Source organism: Paenibacillus sp. CF384 (assembly GCF_900106745.1).
Lineage (GTDB): Bacteria > Bacillota > Bacilli > Paenibacillales > Paenibacillaceae > Paenibacillus_Z.
Genome location: NZ_FNNV01000023.1, coordinates 52,328 through 71,310 on the forward strand (window position 1 = coordinate 52,328; position 18,983 = coordinate 71,310).

Genomic DNA, 18,983 nt, shown 5'->3' on the forward strand with positions numbered 1-18,983 from the left:
TGATAGAAATTTCCATCTAAACAGGAGGTCTTAAGACATGACGATTACGGTTCCAGTACTTGGAAAGCGCGATTTGAACCGCGCACTGCTCGCGAGGCAAATGCTGCTGAAGCGCGTCAATCTGCCGGCATTGGATGCGATAGAGCGATTAGTCGGATTGCAGGCCCAAGCTCCGAATTCCCCTTATTACGGTTTGTGGGCGCGGCTCGAAGATTTCAGGCAGGAAGAATTGAGCCAGCTTCTGCAAGAACGAAAGGCCGTTCGCATCGCGCTGATGCGCTCGACCATCCATTTGGTGTCCGCTCGCGATTGTTTGGCTTTAAGACCATGGGTACAAGCCGTTCTTAACCGTGGATTAAAAGGTTCATTCGGCAAACTTCTTACTGGTTTAGATGAGCAGGAACTTGCTGATGCAGGCCGCGCGCTGGTCGAGGAACAGCCGATGACTTCGAACGAGCTTGGCAAGCGGCTTAGCGAGAAATGGCCGGACCGAGATCCCGAAGCTCTTGCAGCCGCCACCCGAAATTCAGTTCCGCTTGTCCAATTGCCGCCTCGCGGCCTTTGGGGTGAAAGCGGACAAGCCACTCATACTTCTGCAGAAGCATGGTTAGGACAGACGCTTTCTTCCGAACCGGAGGCTGAGGAGATGATCCTCCGCTATCTGTCTGCCTTTGGCCCGGCTTCCGTGAAAGATATGCAGACATGGTCGGGTTTAACGGGGCTGCGCAGCGAATTCGAGAAGCTCCGACCTAGACTCGTTAGCTTCCAAGACGAGCTGGGGAACGAGCTGTTCGATCTGCCGGATGCGCCGCGGCCGGATGCTGATAGTCCGTCCCCAGCTCGATTGCTGGGCGAGTTTGACAATATACTCTTGTCGCATGCTGATCGTACGCGAATTATTGATGATGCTTATCGTAATCGCGTATTTACGAAGAACGGCATCATCCGATCGGTTATCCTTGTTGACGGCTTCGTCAGCGGAATGTGGCATCTGAATCGGGGAAGCGGGAAGAGGGCTGTGCTAACCATTGAACCATTCAAGAAACTTACTTCGCAGGAATGTGACGAATTAACCGAAGAAGGAGCTCAACTACTGAAATTCGTAGCTGGTGAGGACGAAGCTCATGACATTCGGTTCAACTATTAGCAATGGAGGGAGCTGCTTAAGATGATAACGAGGCCTTGTCAGATCCGTGAGATTCATCATCTTATCGAAGAATATTCGCAGAGTCTATCTTCGCCATTCGATTCATTTCTGGAGGATCACATCGCAGCATCGTCGTTCTACGTGTTTGAAGAAGGAGCTGCATCCGTCGGCTACTATGCGATCCATAATAGCGAAACACTAACTCAGTTCTATATCATCCGCGCATACCAGAAGCATTCACAGCGGCTATTCAGCGAAGTACTTGAACGGAATACGTTGACCTCGCTGCTTGTTCCGACCTGCGATGAACTGTTTCTAAGTCTGGCTTTAGATAAAGACTTCAAGATCGATAAACAAGCTTACTTCTTTCAAGACGGCCAGGTGGAGCAATCGGAAAGCAAGGGGACAGGAGATGAGTCATTTCGCCTTGCCGACTTCGGTGATTTACCTCAAATTGAGCAGGTTTGCGGCGATTTTCTAGATGACTATGAGCGCCGAATTCGTAATGGAGAGCTATTCACCTACTATAGAGATACACTGCTACTCGGCGTCGGCGTTATGGAGTCATCCAAGATGATTGCAGGAGTGGCCAGCATAGGGATGTTTACGAATGAGCAGATGCGTAAGCAGGGGGTGGGGAGGAACATCATTTTGCACTTGAAAAAATGGTGTTATGAGCATAATCTAACGCCTATATGCGGCTGTTGGTACTATAACGAAGCTTCGAAATTAACATTGGAAAGCGCGGGAATGGTTACGAAGACCAGACTGCTGAATATAAAAGTCAACTAAAACCAGCCGTCATGTACAACTGCTGGCTCTATAGAAAATGGCGGCACTAGGTTTGTACCCGAGGCCGCCATTCCTTATTTATGTTCCAATTTAAGCATTGGGCGGCTTCTTCGGCAATCGGTCAGCCTTCTTCAACGCTTCGCGAATCAGAAATTCGAGGTGTCCATTAACGCTTCGGAATTCTTCGTTCGCCCACTGTTCTAACGCGCGATAAATTTCAGGATCCAGGCGAAGGGGAAACGCCCTCTTCTCAGTTGCGATCGATATCCGCCCCTTAGGTGTACAAGGTGCCCGTATTGATGACAGGCGTTGCGCCTTTATCGGATACGATGGCAACCATCAGATTGTTGACCATTACCGCGCGGCGCTCCTCGTCGAGGACAATCCCCTTGTCTTCCAGTTGACGAAGAGCCATGTCGACCATGCCCACCGCTCCTTCGACGATCTTGGATCTCGCCGCTACGATTGCGGTAGCTTGTTGTCGCTGCAGCATTGCGCTGGCGATTTCTTGCGCGTATGCGAGATGAATGAGACGTGTTTCTATGATTTGCACGCCGGAAAACAACAATTTGCTCTGCAGTTCCGTCAATAATTCGCGTGCCACATCATCCGCGTTACCTCGCAATGAAAACTGCTGCTCATCCGAAAATGTATCATACGGATATTGCGCTGCGATATGCCGAACAGCGGTTTCGCTCTGAATTTCCACGAATTTCTCGTAATTATCCACGTTGAAGGACGCTTTCGCCGTATCCATGACCTTAAATACGACTACGGCCGCAATTTCCACCGGATTGCCTTGCGCGTCATTTACTTTGAGCTTCTGGCTCGTGAAGTTGCGTACGCGAAGTGTCACCTTTCTCTTCTCTGTGAGCGGCAGCACCATCCATAGTCCGCTTTCGAGCACGGAACCCTTATATTTGCCGAAGAATGTGATGACTGCGCTCTCATTCGGATTCACGATGATTAACGATGATAAGCAAATCACGAGCAAGATTAATTGAACGGCTCCCAGCGCGATAAGTGAGAAATTCGGCGTTTCGTCTACTCCTTTGACGAATGTCAGAATCATCAACACGAATAACATGATGGAAACAAATATTACGGCAAATCCATTTACGTGCCACGCTTTGTGTTCTTGCATGGTTATCCTCCTTGTCTGTGTGGGCATCGGTCTTGATCAATTAAGAGAATCTAATATCTTTGCGATATTATTATGATATCACTTTTACCAGCTGTTTACAACTAGTGCAAGAGTCGGTTCCGACCTTAGACTAGGGGAAAACTAAACTTCAGTCCATTAAAGTCAATCTTGATTTCCCGTAATATGTTGGCATAACTCATTTGCCAAAGGGGATTTGTTCGATGTATGCGTTACTTTACGGGCTGGATGCTCTCACTACGATCGTACTCGTTGTCTTCGGCTGGATGGCCGGAGGCAAGGCAGGGCGACTTGTTTACAGCGCGTCTTACAAGAAGCTGAAACATAAATCAAGAACCGTTATGATCTTGTTCAGCCTGTCCTTGCTGGCGTTGGCAGGTAAAATGATCATTGCGCAGCAGCTGTATACGCAATTCGGCTGGCTGTTCTCGCAGGATCGCATTCTCCTTCAACTTCCACCGCTTCTACTTGCTGGGATGGCAAGCGGTGTCTACGGCATTCCTCGCCTCATCCGCGTCATGCGATTGCAGGCTGAGAATCAAGATATGCCGCTGGATGCGGCGGCCTACCGCCTGGCAGGCGACTCTGCTCTGATCATTCCGTTCAAAGGAATGAAGTACACCGCAATAGCAAGCTTGTTGTTCTATTTCGTTCCGGTTGTCCCGATCAGATGGCTGGATGCGGCAGCAGTACTTCTCATTCTGCTGGTGTTCATTACGATTATGGCTTACCGTGTGCTTAGCCGCAGCAAGAGCATTCATCAACATGAGAATTGGATGCCACTGGGACGTAAGCTGCGCGCGGCCAAAGGAGTTGTCGAGATTCTAATTGTTGTGCTGCTCGCCTTCGGTGTCTGGATGTATGAGGCGAAAGCGAGCCGTCTACCGGAAACGATGAGCATGATGACCGGAACAGCCGATTTCGGCGGAGGTATTGTCAGTGCGAGCGCTCATCAGCACGCTGCCCATGCTGTAACTACGGGCGAAGGCAGTGTCAGCGTGGAGACGTTAACCGGCCCAAGAGAGGGAGAACCGGATCGCCGATTCACGCTGACGGCAGAGAAGAAGCTGGTTCGCAGCCGTTCGGGTCAAATGGTGGAGGCATGGACGTATAACGGTCAAATTCCGGGACCGGAGCTGCGGATGCGGCAGGGGGAACTGATCGAAGTTACCTTGATTAATAACAACATTGATGCAGGCGTTACGTTACACTGGCATGGTCTGGATGTTCCCAATGCAGAGGATGGCGTAGCAGGCGCGACTCAGAATGCGGTCATGCCCGGGCAGACGCATACGTATCGATTCATCGCTGAACAAACCGGAACCTTCTGGTACCATTCGCACCAAGACTCCGCCGAGGCGGTGAAGAAAGGGTTGTTCGGTGCTTTAGTGGTGGAGGATCCTGCTGATCCTGCAACGAATTATGGGATCGACCGGACGATCATGACCTACTCGTTAAAGAATAGCGGATTCTCCTTCGGTGCAGGAGCCGATGCGAAGATGCTCGAGCAAGTTCAAGCTGAACCGGGTACGCCGGTGCGGCTGCGTTTGATTAATACCGAGAACTGGGTGCAGCGCGCATTCACCATTGTAGGCGTTCCTTTTCAAGTAGCGGCGATCGATGGCACGGAGCTAAACGGACCAACGGATTTGAGCAGTAATACGCGTCTTGAAGTAACGACCGGCGGCCGGTATGACGTGACATTCATAATGCCGAAGACGCCGGTATTTATTAACATCGGCAATCATGAGGAAGGCATTCTCTTTAGTATGGAGGGCAATGGTGAACCTCTTGATTTGCCTAAGAGCAGTACGATATTCGATCCATCCACTTACGGAACGCAGGAAGTACTGCCTTTTAGTTTAGACAGTCATTATGACAGAGAGTTTCTGATGGTATTGGATAATCAGTTCACGTTCTATAACGGCGGTTTCGGCGCATTGTATACCATCAATGGCGAGTTGTTCCCGAATACACCGATGTACATGGTTAAAGAGGGGGATTTGGTCAAAACCACGATTGTTAACCGCGGTATGGTGGAGCATCCCATGCATTTGCATGGTCATCATATGCTGGTATTGAGTCGCAACGGCAAGTCGGTTAGCGGCAGTCCATGGTGGTCCGATACGCTGTACGTCGGTCCTGGCGAGCGATACGAGGTTGCTTTTCTCGCGGATAACCCAGGTATATGGATGGATCATTGTCACAATCTGGATCATGCCAAAGTCGGCATGTCGATGCATCTCGCCTACGAAGGGATTACGACACCTTTTGCTCTCGGCACGGAATCGCATAATCACCCTGAATAGGATGGATTCAACCGGCAGTTGAATTGACGTGTTCAACTGACTATTGATAGAGTAGAGCAGCCAGGCATGCTATGCTGATTGCAGACAGTGCGCACTGTACAATCCAATAAGTGGAGGCGTTCTACAATGGAAATGCGTAAGATCGGTGCTTTCATCTCCAGTCTACGAAAAAAACAAGGGATGACGCAGGCGGAATTCGCCCAGCGTTTAGGAATAAGTCATCAAGCCGTGTCCAAGTGGGAACGCGGTGAGTCGCTGCCTGATATCGGGATGCTGCCGGCAATCAGCCGGCTGCTTGAAGCGTCCATTGATGAGCTTCTCGCCGGTGAAAGCAAGATTGTACTCGTTCAGGAAACAGCATCCGTACAGTCTGCTGCTGGCGAAGAGCAATACATCATCGAGAAGCCTCAAGGTGAAGAAAGTATAGATGAAGAAGTAAGTGTGGCAATCGAAATCGAGCCCGCCGAAGCTCAGGTCGAAGAGCAGGAAGAGCAGGAAGAGCAGGACGATGATTCGAACGATACGGATGATGACTCACATCCGAGCTTGCAAGCGATCCTTCGGTTAGCGCCTTTTCTGGGGAGCGATACGATTGATGAGATGCTCGGTTATGTGGAGGAAGGCCGTCTGAGCGCTGACGTTATTCAGGGCTTGGCCCCGTTTATCAGTAAAAGCTCCTTAGCCCGCTTGGTGGATAAGGCTGCTCTAGGAAAGCTCGATATGCGGCAGCTAGGAGGACTTGCTCCTTTCCTAGATACCGAACAAATCGACAGGCTTGTTCTGCAAGCCGAGGAAGGCACAATTGATTGGCAGGTTGTTCAAGCCTTGGCGCCGTTCATAAGCCGGGATACGCTGGACCGTCTTGTCGATCGGATTGCCGCCGGCAGCATCGATGCCAGGCAAATTGTTGGACTTGCTCCTTTCTTATCAAGGGAAAGCATCGAGAAGCTTCTGGAGCATGTGGAGTCTGGTCTTCTTGGCGCCGACATTCTCTCCTCACTTGCACCATTCATTCATAAAGAAGCGCTGGAGAAACTAGTCCGGGGTATGCTAGAGAAGACGCTGACTCGTTCTGCTGAATAAGTGTATGGTTATTTACGAATCTGCGAAACCATTATGCCAGGTCTCCTATCGATGGAGTCCTGGCTTTTTTGAGCGAGAAGGTTTCCTTGCATCCGGCGTAGAAGATGAGTAGTACGGGTTACTTCATTATGGTGTTATTAAGGAGAGAACAAATGAATATTCCTAATGTGCGGACAGGTCAGGAACTGATTCGAGAAATTAACGAAACTCGTGTACCTTACGGGATGCTGGCTATCTGGTTTCTCGGTCAGGTGAGTGTCATCGTCAAAGGGGGCGATACGATCGTTTATATCGATCCGTATTTGGCCGATGCGCCATATCGGCGGTTTAAGCCGCCGCTTCTGCCGGAAGAAGCGAATAACGCGGATGTTGTGCTGATCACGCATGATCATATCGATCATTTGGATCCGGATACGATACCGGGGATGGCGAAAACCCGCAATGATACGGTGTTTGTGGCGCCGGGCTACAGCCTGAGCGCTCTTGCTGAATTCGGCGTTGCGCCGGAGCGGCGTGTTCATGCGGTGACCGGCGAATGGCGAGAACTGCGCGGTTTGCGCTATTTGCCGATCCCGGCAGCGCATGAGGAACTGGCGTATGATCCCGAGCAGGATCATCGATTCGTTGGTTATGTGCTGAACCTAAACGGCGTGACGTTCTACCATGCCGGCGATACGACGATCTATCCCGGTCTGATCGAAACGGTGAAAGCGGAACAGGTCGACGTTGCCCTGCTGCCGATTAACGGACGCGATCCGTTCCGGCTTGCGCGTAATATCGTCGGCAACATGAACTTTCGTGAGGCGGCAGAGTTTGCGGTTGCGGCCGGGATCGACACGGTAATTCCGGCGCATTATGACATGTTCGAGGGCAATACGGAGCATCCGGGCCATTTCATCGACTATCTGTATGAGAATTATCCGACGCAGAAAAGCCATATTCTGGCGCGATTTGAAAGGTATGTGTACGTTTCTGATCGAGCGCTTCAATCATAAACAATACTCTTATAGAATGCTGCACAGCTTCCGGTATTCTCGTGGAGATACGCCTTGCCATCTCTTGAATGCATGACTGAATTGATGCAAGCTGTCGTAGCCGATACGGCAGCCGATCGCCTCGATTTTCATCTCCGTTTCCCTCAAACACCGCTTGGACTCTTGATGGCGGAGATGCTGCACATATTGATTCGGGGTGACGCCGAACTGTTCTTTGAACAGACGGATAAAATGATCCTCGCTGACGTTTAATCGCTCCGCCATTACCGAATTCGGCCAAGTCAAGTGCAAGCTGACGCTTATCTCGTCGACCAGCTCCCGAAGAGCCGTCAAGTAGGCGGCGGAGGCGGTTCGCTGCGGGACGGTCTGTAATCTTAGGATCGATGCGAGCAGTTGCAGCATGGCACCTCGGCAGATAAGCTCATAGCCGGCTCTGGCAGTCGTGAATTCTTCGCAGATCAATTCCATTCCTTTCACGATTTCAACGGAAAGCGAGGTGTATTTACGTGCGAACAGCCGCTCACCATCAGCGTTTACAGGCATACGGCAGAACAAGGCCTCTTGAACGTCGTGAGTTTCATCTACAACCATATGGATATCGGGTGTCAGCTCGAACTCATCATAGAAGTCAAAATGAATACCGAGCAATTGGGCTCCGGCTGCTGTCGGGATTTCTATGCGATGCCTCTCGCGAGCACTTAGAAATAAGAAGTCGCCGGGGTAATACCGAATCGACTCGGGCTCGTCCTTGAAATGAACGATCATTTCCCCGGAAATGACGTACATGACCTCGAAGTCGTACAGACGTCGTTCGTTTCCTTGATAATAGGCGGAGTTCTGGTACTGGGCCCAGTGAATGCTGGGCATCCAAGTCATAGGATCAGGTTTGGTGTTGCCTTGCGATAGTACAGCCATTTGGTCCAAGCCCCTTAAATGAGTAGAAGTCGATAATAGACAACTTTATAGCGAAATAGAGTAAATACATCCTATAGAACCTATAGTATCATTCGAATTAGTTAGCGACAATAAACAACTATGACATTGATCAATAGGGGGACTGGCGATATGGTGAAGCGAATCGGAATCATCGGGTATGGGCTCAGAGTCAGCGGTTTGTTTGGCAAATTAGATGAGCAGGAAACGGGCTGCCAGCTTGTCGCAATTGCGGATCCCCGGGCGCAGGAGCTAGCCGCTCATATGGGTGAGGGAGCAAACAACCTGGCACGGTACGAGGACGCCGATGATATGTTGAATAATGCCGGACTGGATGGCGTCGTAATCGGTACTCGCTGCAATTTGCACACGGAGATGGCACTTAAGGTATTGAAGCGCAGCCTGCCTTTATTCCTGGAGAAGCCGGTTGCCACGACCTTTGAAGATCTCTATCGACTGAAAAAGGGCTATGAGGCTTCTGATTCACAAGTCGTTGTTTCATTCCCGCTGCGTAATACGCCGCTTGTCAAGCTTGCCAAGGCTATCATCGATTCAGGCCAAATCGGAACGGTGGAGCATGTGCAGGCTGTGAACAATGTGCCTTACGGCGGGGTCTACTATCATAGCTGGTACCGCGATGAGAGCATTACGGGCGGATTGTTCCTGCAGAAGGCGACGCATGATTTCGATTATATTAATTATTTGCTGGGTGCAAGCCCAATTGCCATAGCGGCTATGAAATCGAAGCAAATCTTCAAAGGCGATAAGCCGGCAGGTTTGATGTGCCGCGACTGCGACGAGAAGCACACTTGCGAAGAGAGTACGCTCAAGCAGGCGAACAAGGATAGAGGGAGCTATTGCAGCTTTGCGGAGGATACCGGCAACGAAGATTCCGGCAGTGCTCTGATTCGTTACGAATCAGGCATGCACGTTAACTACTCGCAGAACTTCTTCGCAAGAAGAGGGGCTCAGAGACGCGGAGCACGTCTGTTAGGTTATAAAGGAACGCTCGAATTCGATTGGTATACGGGCGAGTTGAAGGTTTACATGCACCACGAGGCGCGAGTGGAAACCCATCAGTTCGACTTGAATGCGATGGATGGTCATGGCGGGGGAGATGGCATGCTGCTGAGCAACTTCTTCCAAATCGTAAACGGCGCGGAGCGTTCGTTCACCTCGCTCGACGATGGACTTCTGAGCGCGCTGCTTTGCCTGAAGGCCAACGAGTCTGCGAATACGAATACGTTCCAGCAAGTAGCTTGGAATTAGCTGGTATAGATAATTAAAAAGCGTCCTCAAAAGTGCAACTTCACTTTTGAGGACGCTTTTGTTGTTCGCACTCGCTCACCGAAGTAGCAGGATCACAAGAAATGTTGCGCTATCGTCCAAGCCCTCTTATACTGTCGACGCTTTACCGCTCGGCAACAGCGGCATTGCGTCTGTACTCCGTTGGCGTGACGCCGGAGATTTTCTTGAAGGAGCGATTGAAGGAACTGAGCGTCGTATAGCCTACTTCGGTCGCGATTTCTTGGATCTTCATCTCCGAGAGAAGCAGTAGGTCCTTCGCTTTCTTCACTCGCACCTCATTGACGAAATCCACGAAATTCGTGCCCATTTTCTCCTTGAAATAAGTGGAGAGATAGCCGCTGCTAATATTCAATTTGCCGGCGATGAGATCGAGGGAGAGCTCTTCTCCATAATGGGTCTCCGTATAGCTAACGGTAAAGCTGATGATCGGATCGCGCTCCTCTTTCTTCAACCTTACAAGCCGTCCGGCTTCGTTCACCAGTTTCACCAGGTAATCATCCAGCTCTTCAACCGTATGCTGCTTCTCGATAAGAGGCAGCATGCCGGACAAGCCATCGCTGTCGATTTGCATGCTGTGGAGCACGCGCATGACCTTGTCTGTGGTTTCTTCCGCGAAACGATGAAACTTGCTTGCGGCAATGTTTCGTTTCTTCATCTTCGCGAGCATCCGGCGCAGAGACTGCAGAGCGAGCTGGTCGTTGCCTTCTTGCAAGCTCACATTCAGCTCCTGCTCCAGGATGGTTGTCGGCAGCATCGGCTTCTCGTACGTTTCGCCTGCCTGAGACACATAGGTCGAATCATCGAAAGGCCGCAGCTTCACAAGCTTCAGCACCTCCGCATAAGCACTCGTCATTTGAGAAGCATGCGGATAATGCGAGCTCACGGCAATGGTACAGAAACTATAGGCGATATCCGTCTCCAGCACCGTCTTGATGTCCGAGATGACAGATGACAGGCAGCTGTCATCTTCACTGTTTAGATAGACGACCGATAAGATTTGATTCGTCTCGATTTGGAAGGTTTGTGCGCCATCCATCTCTCGTCCAATCGCCTGGATGATATATTCGCGAATAAAAGCAATGGTCCGTTCTTCTTCTTCAGGCATCTCATCCCAGAATCGTTGCTTGAAATTCATCTGGAAGAGAACAAATCGAAACGGTCGGTAGTCCTGCTCGGCTGCCGGATCCGAGTCTTCATATTCGATCCGAATCCGTTTGAGTACATTCATGAGCGAATAATGGCGCAGATGGTTTTTCTTGCTTTCAAGGCTTCGCCTTGCTTCCTGATTCTCTTTGATCATGTGGCCGATATTGGCATGGATCAGCTCAAAGTCGTTAACCGTCCCGCGAACAAGCTCCCGATTCTCGTTTAAACTTCGAATCGACTCCACGATTTTGCGAACCGGATTATTAAATCGTCTGCTGAAGATGACGGATAGGATCAAGCTGACGATAGACGTGACAATGAGCAGCACGATTAGAGTAACCGTTAGCTTCACAATTCGGTTGGAAACGCTGCTGTCCGGAATGATATTCACGTAAGTAAGCCCGGTAGTCGCGCCTTTCTGATAGAAGAAATAATAGCCGTTCTGCTTAATCCAGTTTCTCCCCGGCACAAGTTCCGGTAAGGCTTCGTTAAAGGCCGGATCGGAGGTGAATATCTTATTTCCTTGCGGACCCAGTATATAGAAGGTGTTGTTAATGGACTGATGATAATTGCGATACAGCTCATTCGCATCAATGAATGCGAGGAACTTGAAATCGGGATACAGCTGACTGCGGAACAAATATGGAATAACGATACCCGGCTGCGAATCCTGATAAGTCGGCGGCGGACTCGTGAATACAGCGGCCGGATACAGCTTGGCATCGGAGCCCGCCTTGGTTAGTTCCTCTTCCCAGAAGTCCGGTGTATAAATGCGGTTCACATAGTGCTCAGAGAACATGACTGCAAGCGAGCTGCCGCGATACTTGTCCAATATGTAATGATGCTTCACGTCATACATAAAAATATTGTTCAAATAAATCCGTGGATTCACCGTGATCCCCTCTAAATCATCGATAATTCTCCCGGCGGCCCTATAATAAGGCTTCGATTTCTGTAAATCATTCAGATGATCATTCAAATACATCCCTACGATAACATTGTCCAGCAGCTCGAAGTACTGCTCGAATCCGCTTGTGGTATGGGTCAGATTCGCATCGTTATACGTAATGATTTCGCTATGGATGCTTTTTCTAAACAAGGTGAGCGAGATCAAATTAAAGGAAACAAACAATAGAATAATCGCCATAAAGCTGAGCACCATCTTGGTTAAGATCGAACGGGTATTAATCTTCCATTGCAAAATCTGCCTCATGAATAAACCCCTTCTGCTTTGGTCTGATCCTATTTGTGAAAACTGTGCAATTTTACGGAAACCTTGAAATTCGCGTGAAATCGGGCATATTTCCGATGTTCTTCAAGGGGTGAGTCTTATAGTATAGCGCTAGGAATGAAAAATCAAGATTCATATATTTCAAATAAATCGAGGGGGATCATCATTGAATAACTACACGAATACTGGTGCAAATGCACCGGCAACAGTTATCACTCATAGGGAAAGAAAACGTTCTTTCATGGACAAGCTGTGGAATGAGCGCTACCTGTTTATCCTTCTCCTCCCGGGACTTTTATACTTTATTATTTATCGGTACATTCCGATGCTGGGAAACATTATCGCCTTTCAAGATTTCAGTCCATTTCAAGGTTTCTTGCACAGCGACTGGGTCGGACTGAAGCATTTCAATAAAATTTTCGAAGATAGCGAAGTCATCCGGGTCATCTGGAACACGCTTTATCTCTCGTTTCTTCAAATTGTATTCGCTTTCCCGATTTCGATTGTACTTGCGATCATGCTTAATGAGGTGCGTAACGAACGTTATAAGAGAGTGATCCAATCGCTTGTCTATTTGCCGCATTTCTTATCCTGGGTCGTTGTGATCGGGATTGTAACGACATTCTTGAAATCCGAGGGCATTATTAATCAGCTCATTCAAATGGTCTTCGGCATCGAACCGATTCCGTTTCTGACGTCGGCGCATTGGTTTATGCCAATCATTGTGCTCGAGGTCATTTGGAAAGAATCCGGCTGGGGGACGATTATTTTCCTTGCAGCATTAGCGGGTGTTAATCCCCATTTGTACGAGGCGGCTGTCGTCGACGGCGCAAGTCGAATGAGGCAGATCTGGCATATCACATTGCCTTCGATCCGCGGCACCATCATTATCCTGCTCATCCTAAGGCTTGGCAGCGTGCTTGATGTTGGCTTCGAACAAATTTTCCTCATGCTCAATCCGCTCAACAAGGAGATCGGGAATGTACTCGATACGTTCGTGTATTACAAAGGGATCGACAACTCGGACTTCAGCTTTGCAACGGCAGTAGGGCTGTTTAAGTCTCTTGTCGGGTTGATCTTAATCGTTGGAGCGAATAAGTTATCCAAAAAATTCGGAGAAGAAGGTATCTATTAAGGAGGCGGTAGAGCAGTGGTTAAAACTCATTCCATTTCGGAAAAAATAGCAAATGCCCTTAACGTAATCTTGCTTGCCGCGGTCGGGCTTGCCATGCTGTTTCCGTTCTATTACATGATTGCGACCTCGTTTACATCGGTTTCGGAGAGCGCAACCAAGTCGTTTATTCTGTTTCCGGAAAAATGGGTCGTGGATGCTTATCAATACATTTTCCACTCCAAGGTGTTTGTCCGGGCGCTCATCGTTACCATCTGCGTGACGGTAGTAGGTACGATCTTCAGCCTATGGCTCACCTCGATGATGGCTTACGCGCTGTCGCGGAATATTACAGGCCAGAAGTTCTTCCTGTTCCTTGTGTTGTTTACATTCGTCTTCGGAGCAGGTATTATTCCGTCCTATATGGTTGTAAAGGAAACGCACTTGCTCGACACTTACTGGGCGCTTATCATTCCGGGGGCCATCAATTCCTTTAATTTGATCGTGCTAAGGCAGTTCTTTCTCGGTATCCCTCAGGATCTAACGGAAGCCTCCGTGCTCGATGGTGCGAATGACATGCAAATTTTCGCGCGCATCATTCTTCCGCTGTCGAAACCGGCGCTGGCTGCATTCGGACTTTTCTATGCCGTAACCAGCTGGAACACCTATTTTACGGCACTTATTTATATTAGCGATCCGAGCAAGTGGACCATACAGGTTATATTGCGGCAGATCGTCATCTTAAGCCAACGACTCGATTCTCTATCGGATGGACAGCAAGCCGCACTGGCGAATGCTTCTCCACCGGCTGAAACGATTGGTATGGCTGCCATTCTCATTGCAACACTTCCGATTCTTGCGCTTTACCCGTTCCTGCAAAAGCATTTTGCGAAAGGGGTGATGCTCGGTTCCGTGAAAGGCTAGCTTTCATGTAAGTGAGTATCACCGAAGTGTCCAACATAAAGAGGAGGTCGAAAGTATGCGTAACAAACTAGTCTCATCTGTTCTCGTAGTTGCACTATCCGGATCCATGCTTGCAGCATGTTCATCCGGCAATGAGGATTCCACGACCAATACTTCCTCCAACACGAGTAAGACAAACAATGGCGCTGCAACGACGGCAGACCCGCATGCACAGAAGATTACCATTGATTGGTTCGACGGCACGTGGGAAGATCCGGTTCCGACAGGCAACAGCGAAGCTGTGAAGAAGATCAACGAGAAATTCAATGTGGATTTTAAGCCGCAATACATTCCTTTTGATACCTATGAAGAGAAGTTAGCCGTGAAAATGGCCTCCGGCGATATCCCCGATGTCATTGGCATGGAAGAAGTAAACTCCAATTATACGAAATGGGCGAATCAAGGCGCATTCTTGCCATTGGACGAATTCTTGCAGCAGTATGAGTCGACCAAGGCTGTGCCGAATTATTCATGGGATTCCTTGAAGGTAGACGGGAAAGTGTACGGTATCCCAACCTACTTCTCCGCTAAAGGCGGCAAGAAGCCGATCATTCGTAAGGACTGGCTGGACAAGCTCGGACTGAAAATGCCGACGAACTATGAAGAGCTGAAGAAAGTGGCAATCGCCTTTACCAAAGACGATCCGGACGGCAACGGCAAAGCGGATACAATAGGTTTAGGTTTGGCCAAAGGCATTTATTATGATCCTTCCTTCGGTGCTTATTACGGCAATTCGATTTGGTATCACAAGAACAGCGGCGGACAGCTGATTCCGGGCATCATCGCTGACGGAAATAAAGAGAAAGTCACTTTCCTGGCTGATCTGCAAAAAGAAGGCATTCTGCAAGCGGACTGGGCAGTAACCGCCTACAAAGATATTTTCAAAGCATTTAACGCGGGCAAAGTCGGCATTTGGTATGAACAGCCCGGAAATAGCGGCAACAACGGGGTATTGTTCGATGTGCTGAAGCAGAACGATCCGAAAGCAGTCGTAGAGCCGATTCCGCCGTTCAAAGCTCCTGACGGTTCAGAGGGACTGACCATCAGCGGCGGCTGGTATCGGATGTATATGATTTCGGCGAAATTGAAGGATCAGCCGGAGAAAGTGAAGCGCATTCTTGAAATGATCGATTACTTCCACAAGCCGGTAACTTTCGAGGAACGTAATCCGCAGAACGAATACTTCGACTGGCTCTACGGCGGTGAAGGAAAGGGCTACCAAATGGTCGACGGCGTGGCACAGCCAATGGCCGAGAATCGTTCGAACGTCGCTCCTGGCGCTTATATTACCGAGGGCGGATGGTTCATGAAGGACGAAGATTTGTTCACGTTTGCTAAGATCGCCAAGACGCCTGAAGATCAGAAGTTCCAGCAAACGCTCGCAGATATGCTGCATACGATGAAGTTTTACGTCAATCCGACAAGTCGGATTATCTCGCCGCTGCTTATGGAGAAGAGCGGAGAGCTGCAGGCGTATATTACGGATGAAACGACGAAGATGATTTTCGGTGAAAGACCGCTAAGCGACTGGGACAAGATGGTCGAGGAGTACATGGCCAAAGGCGGTAAAGAAATGATTGACGAGGTCAATAAACAATTGGAAGACAACCATGTTCAAGGCGAGTGGAAGTAAGTGATTCCATAACAGACAGCCCGAACCGACTCGGTTCGGGCTGTCACAACATTACCGCACTTATGCAAAGGAGTATAACGTATGCCAGTATTGACTACAGAAAAACAACAATTCCTGCTCGATGGCGAGCCGTTTCGCATCCTTTCAGGGGCTATTCACTATTTCCGCGTTGTACCTGAATATTGGCGGGATCGGCTTTGGAAACTGCGGGAAGGCGGCTTCAATACGGTAGAGACCTACGTAGCTTGGAATATCCATGAGCCCAAGGAAGGTCAGTTCGTGTTCGAAGGAATTGCAGATCTTGAAGAATTCATTGCGATAGCAGGCGAGCTGGGCTTGCATGTCATCGTACGTCCAAGTCCGTATATCTGCGCGGAATGGGAATTCGGCGGACTGCCTGCATGGCTGCTTGCTGATCCCGGCATGCGACTTCGCTGCTATCATCAGCCTTTCCTAGATAAAGTGGATGCGTATTACGATGTATTGCTGCCGAAGCTGGTACCGCTTCTCTCGACGAATGGCGGTCCGATTATCGCGATGCAGATCGAGAACGAATACGGCAGCTACGGGAATGACAAGAAGTATTTGAAGTATTTGGAGAACGGCATGAAGGAAAGAGGCATTGACGTGCTTCTGTTTACGTCCGATGGACCGGGAGATTTCTACTTACAGGGCGGAATGGTGGACGACGTGCTCGCGACGGTGAATTTCGGATCTCGCGCGCAAGAGGCATTCGATAAATTAGGTGAGTATCAGCAAGATAAGCCGCTCATGTGCATGGAATATTGGAATGGCTGGTTCGACCACTGGGGTGAGCAGCATCATACGCGCGATTCCGATGATGCGGCGCGCGTGCTGGATGACATGCTGGCTGCCGGCGCATCGGTGAATGCCTATATGTATCATGGCGGTACGAACTTTGGCTTCTATAATGGCGCGAATTTCGGTGACAACAAACATCAACCGACGATTACGAGCTATGATTACGACGTGGCAATCAGTGAGTCCGGCGATCTGACGGACAAATTCTATAAATTCCGCGAGGTCATCTCGAAGTATGTGGAGCTTGGACCCCTTAACCTGCCGGAACCCATTAAGAAGAAAGCTTATGGCAGCGTAAAGATGACCGAACAGGCTCCGCTCTTCTCGTCCCTCGACATGCTGTCCGAACCGGTAGAGCGTACATGCCCGGAAACGATGGAGCAGCTCGGGCAGGATTACGGCTTCATTCTGTACTCGACTACAGTGCTTGGGCCGCTTACCGCTTCCCGATTAAACTTGCAGGATGTGCATGACCGCGCACTTATTTTCTTGAATGGTGCGTACAAAGGCATCATTGAACGCAATAACCCAGACCATGACGTGCTGCTCGATATTCCGGCAGAAGGTGCGACACTCGACATTCTGGTTGAGAACATGGGGCGGATTAATTATGGTCCGTATATGAAGGATCCCAAAGGCATTACGGAAGGCGTGCGACTAGGGCAGCAATTTCTATACCATTGGTCGATCCGTCCGCTGCCGCTTAACGACTTGCAGAAGCTAGACTATCTAGAGAGCAGCGAGAAGCAGGAGAAACCGACGTTCTATAAAGGGTCTTTCGAAGTTGATGAAGTGGCGGATACCTTCCTCGCTCTTAGCGGCTGGACAAAAGGTGTTGTTTATGTGAATGGTTATAATCTCGGTCGTTATTGGGAGATTGGACCGCAGCAAACCTTGTATATTCCCGCACCGCTGCTTCGCGAAGGTGTTAATGAACTGGTTATATTTGAGCTGCATGGCTGCGAGGAGCCTGTCGTCAAGTTACAAGACAGCGCAGTGCTAGGGTAACGATCTGGAATAATGAATAACGGAATAGGGAAAAGAATTAAATCTATGAATCAAATGGGGGAGACAATATGGCTCAACTTACTGCAATACTAATTGGCGCAGGCGCACGGGGAGCGGCCAGCTATGCTCCTTTTGCATTGGACTTTCCGCATGAATTGAAATTCGTTGCGGTCGCCGAGCCGGATTCGACTAGACGGGAGAAGTTTGCTCAGCAGCACCACATTCCGGATACGATGTGCTTTGATTCTTGGGAGCAGATACTGGCGAATCCGAAGCTTGCCGATATTGCCGTCATTTGCACGATGGACCGGATGCACTATCATCCGACCATACAGGCTTTGAACATGAAATATCATGTTCTGCTGGAAAAGCCGATGTCCCCGGACCCTCTGGAGTGTCTCGAGATGGAGCAGGCTGCTCGTGAGAATAACCGTTTACTGTCGATCTGCCACGTGCTGCGGTATACGCCGTTCTGGAGCAAGATTAAGCATATTCTAAGTGAGGGCCATATCGGAGACATCGTATCGATCCAGCTCAATGAGAATGTAGGCTACTGGCATATTGCGCATAGTTTCGTCAGAGGGAATTGGAACAATTCCGAGACGTCCAGCCCGATGATATTGGCCAAATCATGCCATGACATGGACGTTCTCTCCTGGTTGATGGATCAGCCTTGCGTGCGTGTGAACTCTTACGGATCACTCATGCACTTCAATAGCGCGAGTGCGCCGGAAGGTTCAGCGGATCGTTGCCTCGACTGTGCAGTCGAAACGACTTGTCCGTATTCCGCGCCTCGATTCTATTTAAGCGAGCAGTTTAAAGGCTGGGCTAGACATTTCACACCGGAGCTTACCAAAGAAAATATCGTTCAGGGTTTGCGCGAAACGGATTATGGCCGATGCGTCTATAGGAGCGATAACAACGTGGTTGACCATCAAGTCGTTGGCATGGAGTTTGCGAACGGGGCAACGGCCATGTTTAGTATGTGCGGCTTTACGTTCGAGCAGGAACGAAGAATTCAAATTATGGGTACACGCGGTGAACTGCGCGGGGACGATGACAAGATTACATGGTTTGATTTCCTCACGCATCAGAAAACCGAAATCACGATCCCATCGCAATCCAGCGGACATGGCGGCGGCGACGCCGGCATCGTGAGAAGTTTCCTGACCGATGTACGGAACTATAGCGGACGAGAGACATTAACATCAGCGGTGGCTTCTGTGCGCAGTCATCTGATGGCATTTGCTGCCGAAGAGTCGCGTCTGAATGGCGGTAAATCCATTACGCTCGCCGACTATGCGGAAGAATTGATGCAGAATCGTGTAACGAAATAAACG

14 protein-coding genes are annotated in these 18,983 nt (G+C 49.5%); 11 read left to right on the forward strand and 3 right to left on the reverse strand.

Going from position 1 to position 18,983, the window contains the following annotated elements:
• Positions 1-37: 37 nt before the first annotated feature.
• Positions 38-1,147, forward strand: coding sequence for a winged helix DNA-binding domain-containing protein (locus tag BLW29_RS27545; protein ID WP_090985743.1), 1,110 nt, complete (start codon positions 38-40; stop codon positions 1,145-1,147).
• Between the two features lie 21 nt (positions 1,148-1,168).
• Entirely contained in the window at positions 1,169-1,939 is a 771-nt protein-coding gene (locus BLW29_RS27550; RefSeq protein ID WP_090985744.1) for an N-acetyltransferase, read from the forward strand.
• Between the two features lie 274 nt (positions 1,940-2,213).
• Here the strand turns inward: BLW29_RS27550 and BLW29_RS27560 are convergent, their stop codons facing one another.
• Positions 2,214-3,083, reverse strand: a complete 870-nt coding sequence (locus tag BLW29_RS27560; RefSeq protein ID WP_090985748.1) for an SPFH domain-containing protein — start codon at positions 3,081-3,083, stop codon at positions 2,214-2,216.
• A 221-nt stretch (positions 3,084-3,304) separates the two neighbouring features.
• Here BLW29_RS27560 and BLW29_RS27565 point away from each other — a divergent pair, with 221 nt between their 5' ends.
• From BLW29_RS27565 to BLW29_RS27575, 3 genes are all read left to right on the forward strand, one after another.
• On the forward strand, positions 3,305-5,410 hold the full coding sequence (locus BLW29_RS27565) for a multicopper oxidase family protein (RefSeq protein WP_090985751.1): 2,106 nt from the start codon (positions 3,305-3,307) through the stop codon (positions 5,408-5,410).
• 126 nt (positions 5,411-5,536) lie between these two features.
• Entirely contained in the window at positions 5,537-6,493 is a 957-nt protein-coding gene (locus BLW29_RS27570; RefSeq protein ID WP_090985753.1) for a helix-turn-helix domain-containing protein, read from the forward strand.
• A 152-nt stretch (positions 6,494-6,645) separates the two neighbouring features.
• Entirely contained in the window at positions 6,646-7,488 is an 843-nt protein-coding gene (locus BLW29_RS27575; protein ID WP_256208980.1) for an MBL fold metallo-hydrolase, read from the forward strand.
• 9 nt (positions 7,489-7,497) lie between these two features.
• On the opposite strand, the gene BLW29_RS27580 is transcribed toward BLW29_RS27575, so the two are convergent.
• On the reverse strand, positions 7,498-8,403 hold the full coding sequence (locus BLW29_RS27580; protein ID WP_090985755.1) for a helix-turn-helix domain-containing protein: 906 nt from the start codon (positions 8,401-8,403) through the stop codon (positions 7,498-7,500).
• A gap of 150 nt (positions 8,404-8,553) precedes the next feature.
• Here BLW29_RS27580 and BLW29_RS27585 point away from each other — a divergent pair, with 150 nt between their 5' ends.
• Positions 8,554-9,690 (forward strand): Gfo/Idh/MocA family protein, encoded by a 1,137-nt coding sequence (locus tag BLW29_RS27585; RefSeq protein WP_090985757.1) that lies wholly within the window; start codon positions 8,554-8,556, stop codon positions 9,688-9,690.
• 142 nt (positions 9,691-9,832) lie between these two features.
• Here the strand turns inward: BLW29_RS27585 and BLW29_RS27590 are convergent, their stop codons facing one another.
• Positions 9,833-12,088 (reverse strand): helix-turn-helix domain-containing protein, encoded by a 2,256-nt coding sequence (locus tag BLW29_RS27590; protein ID WP_090985761.1) that lies wholly within the window; start codon positions 12,086-12,088, stop codon positions 9,833-9,835.
• Between the two features lie 259 nt (positions 12,089-12,347).
• Between BLW29_RS27590 and BLW29_RS27595 the strand changes: the two genes are divergently transcribed.
• The 5 genes from BLW29_RS27595 (at position 12,348) to BLW29_RS27615 (ending at position 18,980) form a co-directional block, all read left to right on the forward strand.
• A complete protein-coding gene (locus tag BLW29_RS27595; protein ID WP_090985816.1) occupies positions 12,348-13,241 on the forward strand; it encodes an ABC transporter permease in 894 nt (297 codons plus the stop codon).
• A gap of 15 nt (positions 13,242-13,256) precedes the next feature.
• Positions 13,257-14,141 (forward strand): carbohydrate ABC transporter permease, encoded by an 885-nt coding sequence (locus BLW29_RS27600; RefSeq protein ID WP_256208981.1) that lies wholly within the window; start codon positions 13,257-13,259, stop codon positions 14,139-14,141.
• Positions 14,142-14,196: 55 nt separating this feature from the next.
• Positions 14,197-15,813: an extracellular solute-binding protein gene (locus tag BLW29_RS27605; RefSeq protein ID WP_256208982.1), complete on the forward strand. Its 1,617-nt coding sequence runs from the start codon at positions 14,197-14,199 to the stop codon at positions 15,811-15,813.
• Between the two features lie 81 nt (positions 15,814-15,894).
• Positions 15,895-17,643, forward strand: a complete 1,749-nt coding sequence (locus BLW29_RS27610; RefSeq protein WP_090985763.1) for a glycoside hydrolase family 35 protein — start codon at positions 15,895-15,897, stop codon at positions 17,641-17,643.
• Positions 17,644-17,711: 68 nt separating this feature from the next.
• Positions 17,712-18,980, forward strand: a complete 1,269-nt coding sequence (locus tag BLW29_RS27615) for a Gfo/Idh/MocA family protein (protein ID WP_090985765.1) — start codon at positions 17,712-17,714, stop codon at positions 18,978-18,980.
• Positions 18,981-18,983 lie beyond the last annotated feature (3 nt).

Coding starts and splice junctions, on each gene's coding strand:
- BLW29_RS27545 (WP_090985743.1), top strand. CDS start 38: ATGACGATTACGGTTCCAGTACTTGGAAAGCGCGATTTGAACCGCGCA.
- BLW29_RS27550 (WP_090985744.1), top strand. CDS start 1,169: ATGATAACGAGGCCTTGTCAGATCCGTGAGATTCATCATCTTATCGAA.
- BLW29_RS27560 (WP_090985748.1), bottom strand. CDS start 3,083: ATGCAAGAACACAAAGCGTGGCACGTAAATGGATTTGCCGTAATATTT.
- BLW29_RS27565 (WP_090985751.1), top strand. CDS start 3,305: ATGTATGCGTTACTTTACGGGCTGGATGCTCTCACTACGATCGTACTC.
- BLW29_RS27570 (WP_090985753.1), top strand. CDS start 5,537: ATGGAAATGCGTAAGATCGGTGCTTTCATCTCCAGTCTACGAAAAAAA.
- BLW29_RS27575 (WP_256208980.1), top strand. CDS start 6,646: ATGAATATTCCTAATGTGCGGACAGGTCAGGAACTGATTCGAGAAATT.
- BLW29_RS27580 (WP_090985755.1), bottom strand. CDS start 8,403: ATGGCTGTACTATCGCAAGGCAACACCAAACCTGATCCTATGACTTGG.
- BLW29_RS27585 (WP_090985757.1), top strand. CDS start 8,554: ATGGTGAAGCGAATCGGAATCATCGGGTATGGGCTCAGAGTCAGCGGT.
- BLW29_RS27590 (WP_090985761.1), bottom strand. CDS start 12,088: ATGAGGCAGATTTTGCAATGGAAGATTAATACCCGTTCGATCTTAACC.
- BLW29_RS27595 (WP_090985816.1), top strand. CDS start 12,348: ATGGACAAGCTGTGGAATGAGCGCTACCTGTTTATCCTTCTCCTCCCG.
- BLW29_RS27605 (WP_256208982.1), top strand. CDS start 14,197: ATGCGTAACAAACTAGTCTCATCTGTTCTCGTAGTTGCACTATCCGGA.
- BLW29_RS27610 (WP_090985763.1), top strand. CDS start 15,895: ATGCCAGTATTGACTACAGAAAAACAACAATTCCTGCTCGATGGCGAG.
- BLW29_RS27615 (WP_090985765.1), top strand. CDS start 17,712: ATGGCTCAACTTACTGCAATACTAATTGGCGCAGGCGCACGGGGAGCG.